The organism is Streptomyces sp. NPDC002825 (assembly GCF_040295385.1).
Classification (GTDB): domain Bacteria; phylum Actinomycetota; class Actinomycetes; order Streptomycetales; family Streptomycetaceae; genus Streptomyces.
This window is the reverse complement of the sequence record NZ_JBEOVH010000060.1, coordinates 1-6,431: the sequence shown is the minus strand read 5'-3', so window position 1 is coordinate 6,431 and position 6,431 is coordinate 1. Positions and strand designations below refer to the sequence as shown.

The 6,431-nt window shown below is 74.1% G+C and carries 5 protein-coding genes and 1 pseudogene; 1 reads left to right on the top strand and 5 read right to left on the bottom strand.

Translation table 11 applies throughout. The features are described 5' to 3' along the window. From ABT041_RS38280 to ABT041_RS38260, 5 genes and pseudogenes are all read right to left on the bottom strand, one after another. A pseudogene (locus ABT041_RS38280) lies at positions 1–263 on the bottom strand (M64 family metallopeptidase); the annotation flags it as partial. A 131-nt stretch (positions 264–394) separates the two neighbouring features. Further along, positions 395–1,450 carry a helix-turn-helix transcriptional regulator gene (locus ABT041_RS38275; RefSeq protein ID WP_351193611.1) on the bottom strand — a complete coding sequence of 352 codons (1,056 nt, stop codon included), beginning with the start codon at positions 1,448–1,450 and terminating at the stop codon, positions 395–397. Positions 1,451–1,675: 225 nt separating this feature from the next. Continuing rightward, positions 1,676–2,632, bottom strand: coding sequence for an SMP-30/gluconolactonase/LRE family protein (locus ABT041_RS38270; RefSeq protein ID WP_351193608.1), 957 nt, complete (start codon positions 2,630–2,632; stop codon positions 1,676–1,678). A gap of 145 nt (positions 2,633–2,777) precedes the next feature. Then, a complete protein-coding gene (locus tag ABT041_RS38265) occupies positions 2,778–3,596 on the bottom strand; it encodes a VOC family protein (protein ID WP_502976711.1) in 819 nt (272 codons plus the stop codon). Positions 3,597–3,728: 132 nt separating this feature from the next. Further along, on the bottom strand, positions 3,729–4,661 hold the full coding sequence (locus tag ABT041_RS38260; protein WP_351193602.1) for a MerR family transcriptional regulator: 933 nt from the start codon (positions 4,659–4,661) through the stop codon (positions 3,729–3,731). Positions 4,662–4,816: 155 nt separating this feature from the next. Between ABT041_RS38260 and ABT041_RS38255 the strand changes: the two genes are divergently transcribed. Next, positions 4,817–6,316, top strand: a complete 1,500-nt coding sequence (locus ABT041_RS38255) for an alpha/beta fold hydrolase (protein WP_351193600.1) — start codon at positions 4,817–4,819, stop codon at positions 6,314–6,316. The last annotated feature ends 115 nt before the right edge of the window (positions 6,317–6,431 follow it).

Genomic DNA, 6,431 nt, shown 5'->3' with positions numbered 1-6,431 from the left:
ACCACGAACAGATCGAGGTGGTCGGCGTCCCGCGCCACGGCCGCGACCGGCTGCTTGTCGAAGACGGCTGCTCCGGGGATGGGCATCCAGTCCGGATTCCATCCGACCCGTGCGCCCCAGAACTGCGACCACACCCGGTTGTCGTTGCCCACCACGAACAGATCGACGTTCTCCTCGGAACGCGACACCGAAGTGAACTGCCTGCCCGTGTCGAACACGGCCGCACCCGGCAGCGTGAACCAGTCGGCGTTCCACGTACCCATACGATCACTCCTCTCCGGTGCGAACAGGCCCACAAGGGGCTCGTTCGGACTCGACCTCCAGCGTGCGCCGGGGCCGGGCCGCAGAGGATCCCTGACATTGGGGATGGACAGGGGGCCGAGCGTCGGCGTCGTCAGCGGTACAGCGCCGCGACGAGTTCGTCGCGGCCTTCCGCGCCCGTCTTGCGGAACACGGCCTTGAGGTGGTCGTTGACCGTGTACGGGGACACCCCGAGGCGCCGGGCGATCCGCTTCACCGGCGACCCGTCCCGCAGTGCGCCGACGATCTCGCGTTCCCGGGGCGTGAGCCCGTACCAGGCGCAGAACGACGGCGTGACCGTGTCTCCGGTCGCCCCTTGCAGGATGATCGCGACATCGCCGGCACCGTCCTCGCCGAGGGGTTCGGCCTGGGCGGTGAACCACCGGCCGCAGCGCGCCGGCGGCATGCAGATCAGCGGGCCAGGGGCATCGCCCCGGGCGCGGGCGGCGAGCGACAGCGCTCGGAACCATCCGTCGGACGCACCGGCCGTGACGGCGGGCTCGCTCCGCGCCACCACGTGTTCGACCCATGCCTTCGCCTGCGGGCTGACCGCCTTGACCCGGTGGTCGGCGCCCACGATGGCCACGCCCGCGGGCAGGACCGGGGCATCCGGGGCGGGACAGAGCGGGCCGGACGTCCCGTAGCGCCGGAGGGCGGCCAGCAGGGGAGGCGCGAGCCGCATGGCCCGGCGGGCCTCGTCCTCGCCGAAGGGGTGCCCGCCCGGGGCGCGCAGCAGTCGTAGCTCTCCCCAGGTCCCGCGCGGGTCGGCGAGCCTCAGCCACAGCTCCGAGCCCGCCCCGTGAGCGGAGAGTATCCGGTCCGCCTCCCGGTCGTGCGACCGCCCGCCCACGACGGCGACGGCGCTGACCGTCCGGGCGGTGCCGGCCGGCCGGCGCGCGCGGGCACCCGCGATCCGGTGGGTGAGGAGGGCGAGGGCCAGTGCGGGCTCGTACCCGTGCCAGAAGCTGAACCAGCAGAGCTCGGTGTCCAGGACGGGATCGGTGCCCCGCAGACAGAGCGCGTCGTGGGCGACGATGGGGGCGAGAAGCCGGGAGATGCCCATGGCGGCATCCTCACCGCCGGCACTCAGGCTCACCGTCGCGTACACGTCCCGCGTCAGCCGCTCGTCGTCGAAGAACGTCAGGCCCACACAGGCCATTGTCCCAGCGGCACCGCTGCCGCGCCTGCCGCTCGACCGGCCCCCCGCCAAGACCGCTGCGCCGGCTTCCGCCGACGCCCGGCGTGCGCCGGATGCCGGCCCGCGCTAGGCCGCGGGCGCCACGACCGCCTGACGGCGGCGACGAGCGGGCCGCGGTACGTGGGGACGGCCCCGCGCCGGGCGAAGCCCTCGCACGTGTCCGGGCCGGTCCGTGTCTCAGGCCGCCGTGTCCAGCCAGGGACGGCGTCCGGGGCCGGTCGGATGGGTGCCCGTGGCGCTCATGACCAGGGAGTACAAGCTGGTCTGGGCGGCGATGAAGAGGCGGTTGCGCTTGGCGCCGCCCCAGGAGATGTTGGCGACCGGCTCCGGGATGTTCAGCCGCCCGATCAGGGTGCCGTCGGGGTCGTAGCAGTGCACCCCGTCACTCATCGCGGCGGCCCAGAGGCGGCCGTCGGCGTCGAAGCGCAGGTTGTCGAAGCGGGCGTCCTCGCGGGCCGAGGCGTCGGCGAAGACCTTGCCGTCGGAGAGCGTGCCGTCCTCGCGCACGTCGAAGACCCGGATGAAGCCGGCCCGGGTGTCGGAGACGAAGAGCCGCTTCTCGTCGTGCGAGAAGACGAGACCGTTCGGCGCGGCGAACTCGTCGGCCACCAGGCGCACTTCACCGCTGTCGGGATCGATGCGGTAGACGTTGTTGGAGCCGATCTCGCTGTCCGCGAGGTGACCCTCGTAGTCGCTGGTGATGCCGAAGTCCGGATCGGAGAACCAGATCGAACCGTCGGACTTCACCGCCGCGTCGTTCGGGCTGTTCAGGCGCTTGCCCTGCCAGCGGTCCGCGAGGACGGTCACCGTGCCGTCGTGCTCGGTCCGGGTCACCCGCCGGTTGCCCTGTTCGCAGGAGATCAACCGGCCCTCCCGGTCGAGGGTGTTGCCGTTGGTGTGCCCGGCCGAGCGGCGGAAGACCGAGACGGCGCCGGTCTCCTCGTCCCAGCGCAGCAGCCGGTCGTTCGGGATGTCGCTCCAGACCAGCTGCCGCCAGGCGGGCAGATAGACCGGCCCCTCGGCCCAGCGGCACCCCGTGTACAGGACGTCCAGCGAGTCGTCGCCGTACATGCACCGTCCCGTCAGGAACCGCTCGTCGAACATCTCGTACAGCTCGGGGCGCTCGCCGCTCACGGGCCCTTCCCTTCATGAAGTCATCGCCTGTGCCGAACCTGATCCTGTGTCAGATGAAGATTGCAGGATCATCTACGGTCCCCACAAGGAACTTTCGAACGGAGAGCTGTGGATCACATGGTCCGGCGCGCGCCCGCGCCCCGCGTCACCCCGCCTCCTCCTCCACGGCGAACAGCGCACCGTCCGGATCGCGGACCACGAGCCGGCGCTCGTCGTCGCCCCCCGAAGGCCGCACCCCGGCCCACTCGCCGCCCGGCACCACCGTCCCGCCCTGCGCCACGACCGCCTCCCGCGCCGCCGCCAGATCCCGCACCCGGAAACGGACCAGCCAGCGCGGCCGCAACTGCGGGCGGGGCGACTCGGATTCGACCGGGCCGCTGTCAAGCCGTGCGACGGCCTCGCCGTTCCGCCGCAGCACCACGCCCTCGTGCTCGTACGACACCTCCGTGCCGCCCTGGCTCTCGTCCGCCCAGCCGAGCACCCCGCCGTAGAACACGGCCGCGTCGAACGCGTCGCGGGTGTGCAGCTCCACCCACGCCGGCGCCTGCCGCTCGCCAACGTGCCAGCGCGAGACCAGACGCCCCTCCCACACGCCGAAGACCGCGCCCTCCAGATCCGTCGCGAGCGCCGCCCGGCCCCGCGGCGGATACGACAGCGGCCCCACCCCGACCGTGCCGCCGCGCTCCCGGATCCGCGCCACCGCCGCGTCGGCGTCGTCGACGGCGAAGAACACCGTCCAGGCCACCGGCCCCGCCGGCTGCGCGGCCACCGCCGCGATCCCCGCCACCGGCACCCCGTCCCGCTCACCCACCACGTACGACTCGCCGAAGGCGCCCCGCCGGAACGTCCATCCGAGCACCGCCCCGTAGAAGCGCTGCGCCGCCTCCAGATCGTGAGCGGACAGATTCAGCCAGCACGGTGCTCCCACCGCGTCCCCGGTCGTCGGCCCCGACACCGGCACCACCTCCTCGTCGTCCTGAGTCCGTGCGCCCCTTCCCCGCCACGCCGACCACCACACCCCGGGTACGCCGAACGGCCCAGCATTCCGCGCGCCAGGCGTGGGCCCGGACGTCGGCCGCCGGGCGGCCGGACGGCGTCAGGCGGCCGGCCCGTGCACCTGGTCCCGGAGGGCCGTCGAGAGGTGGTGGTGGAGGAGACCGAGGACCGGCTCGTCGGGGGCGAACAGGCCGGCGGCGAGTTTCCAGTACCGGGGGAGCACCGGGCTGTCGTCCAGGGTGAGCAGCCCGACGAGCCGGCGACGGAAGTCCGGGGTGTCCTGCTCCCCGCGCGCGTGGGCGTAGGCGGAGACGAAACCGTCCAGCGCCCCGCCGTCCTGTGGCGCCCGTCCGGCCAGCACCTCGGCCGAGGCGAGCCCGTACGCCTCGGCGAGGCCCTCGTAGAGCACGACCGGGCGGTACTCGCCGTCCGGGAGCGGCGGCGAGGGGCGGAACTCCGGCCGTTCGAGGCGCGGGTCGGTGACGAGCGCGTGCAGCCGGGCGAAAGCGAGGACGTCGTCGGTGCCCGGCTCGTCCGGCGGCCGCGGCACCACCGCCTCCAGGACCATGGACACCACCCGCTTCGGCAGCCGGGCCGGCAGGGCCCGCCGCCAGAACCGGACCAGGGCGTCCGTGTCCGGCGGGGCGGGCAGCGCGCCGAGCAGCCGCAGCCGCTCCGCGCGCTCCCCGGCGGCGCACTCCTGGAGCAGCCTCAGCGAGGCCTCCTTCCAGCGCAGCGCCACCAACTGGGAGCCCACGTCCCGCAGTCGACCCGCGACGGCCTCTTCGAGGACGTCGTCGGCCCCGTCCCTCTCGAGCACCCGCTCCACCTCGGGGACCGGCAGGTCGAGGGAGCGCAGGGAGCGGATGAACCGCAGCCGGTCGAGGGCCTCGGCCCCGTACCGCCGATGGCCGCCGGAGCTGCGGACCGCCTCGGGCAGCAGCCCGCGATCGGAGTAGAACCGCACGGTCTTGACGGTGACACCCGCCCGCGCGGCCAGCTCCCCGATGCTCCACAGACCGTCGGACAACACCGGGCGCACCTCCTCGAGCGGGACCCGGACGGCTCCGGGCACCGCCCATTCTGACGCCCCGCCGGCCCGCCCCGAACAGCTCCCTTGAATCTCCCGCAGGGGGAGTTCCTAGCGTGACCGCGAGACATTCCCCGGAAGAGACGAGGAGATCGGCCATGACGGCTTTCGTGCTGGTGTCGGACACCTTCACCGGCGGCTGGGTGTGGGAGGAGACGGCCGCCCGGCTGCGGGCGGTGGGAGCGGAGGCGTACCCCGTGACCCTGACCGGAACGGGGGACCGGCGTGACGAGGCCGGGCCCGGGACCGGCCTGGAGACGCACATCGAGGAACTCGTCGGGCTCGTCGACGGGATCACGGAGGCCGAGGTCGTGCTGGTGGGCCACGGATACGGCCTGTACCCGGTGTTCGGCGCGGCCGACCGGCGGGCCGCGCGGGTCACCAGGATCGTCTCCGTGGACACGGGACCCCCGGCGGCCGGCGAGGCCGCCGTCCGCTCCGTACCCGACCCGGAGGTCCGCGAACTGCTGGCCGGGCGCCCCGACGCACCGGTCCCGCCGCCGGCGCCCGGTGCCTGGTCGCGCTGGGGCAGCGTCGAGGGGATCCCCGCCGAGGCCCTCGTACGCCTGGAGCGCGAGGCCGCGCCCCAGCCGTCCGGCACGCTCACCGAACCGCTCCGCCTGACCGGTGCCGCGGCCACCCTGCCGACCACCGGCGTCCTGTGCGCCGCCAACGGGCAGAGCATCGCCATGGTCGAGATGGCGGTGGCCTCGGGCCCGCCCCAGCTCCGGGTGTTCACCGAGGAGCGGTTCCGGTTCTTCGAACTCACCACCGGCCACTGGCCGATGCTCTCCGCGCCCGGGGAGCTGGCCGAGGTGCTGCTCCGCGCGGCGGCCGGCGAGGGCCACCGGGTGACCGCCCCCGAGGACGGGCACGAGCAGCCCTCCCACCTGCTGCCCTTCCTCCTCGACCTGCCGGAGCGGCCGCGCGACCGCCTCGGACGGGTCGACCTCCACCTCCCGGAAGGCGACGGGCCCCGGCCGGCGATCGTCTTCGTCCACGGCGGCCCCATCGAACGCGACCGGCGGCCCACGCCACGGGATACGCCGTGCTTCGTGGGGTACGGCCGCTACGCGGCGGGCGCGGACGTCGTCGGAGTGACCGTGGACCTTCGGCTCCACGGCCTCGCCGACTACCCCCAGGCCGCCGGGGACCTCGTCGAGGCCGTGGAGCAGGTCCGCGCCGATCCACGCGTCGACGGGGACAGGATCGCGCTCTGGTTCTTCTCCACCGGCGGGCTCCTCGCCGCGGACTGGCTCGCGGCGTCCCCGCCGTGGCTGCGGTGCGTGGCGGCCAACTACCCCGCCATGGCGCCGCTGCCCGGCTGGGAGACGGTGGAGTCCCGCTTCCGCCCGGTGGACACCGTGGGCACCGCGGACGGGCCGCCGGTCGTCCTGACCCGCGCCGGGCTGGAACACGACGTCATCGCGGCGACCGTCGAGGAGTTCCTGACCGCCGCGAAGCAGCGCGGGGCGGACGTCGAGATCATCGACGCGCCACACGCCCACCACGCCTTCGAACTGGTCGATCCCACCGACGAGTCACGGGCGGTCGTGGAACGGTCGATGCGCGCGGTCCTCGCACGGCTGAGGGACTGACGCGCGGGGCGCGCGGGGCCGCGCACGCCGGGGGGCGTGCAGCTGGACTGGCGGGTCATCACCTACGCCGTGCTGAGCCTCACCGTCGTCCGGATGCTGCCCGTCGCTCTCTCCC

Excerpts from the sequence above, each read along its gene's own strand:
- ABT041_RS38255 (WP_351193600.1), top strand. The coding sequence starts at position 4,817 with ATGACGGCTTTCGTGCTGGTGTCGGACACCTTCACCGGCGGCTGGGTG.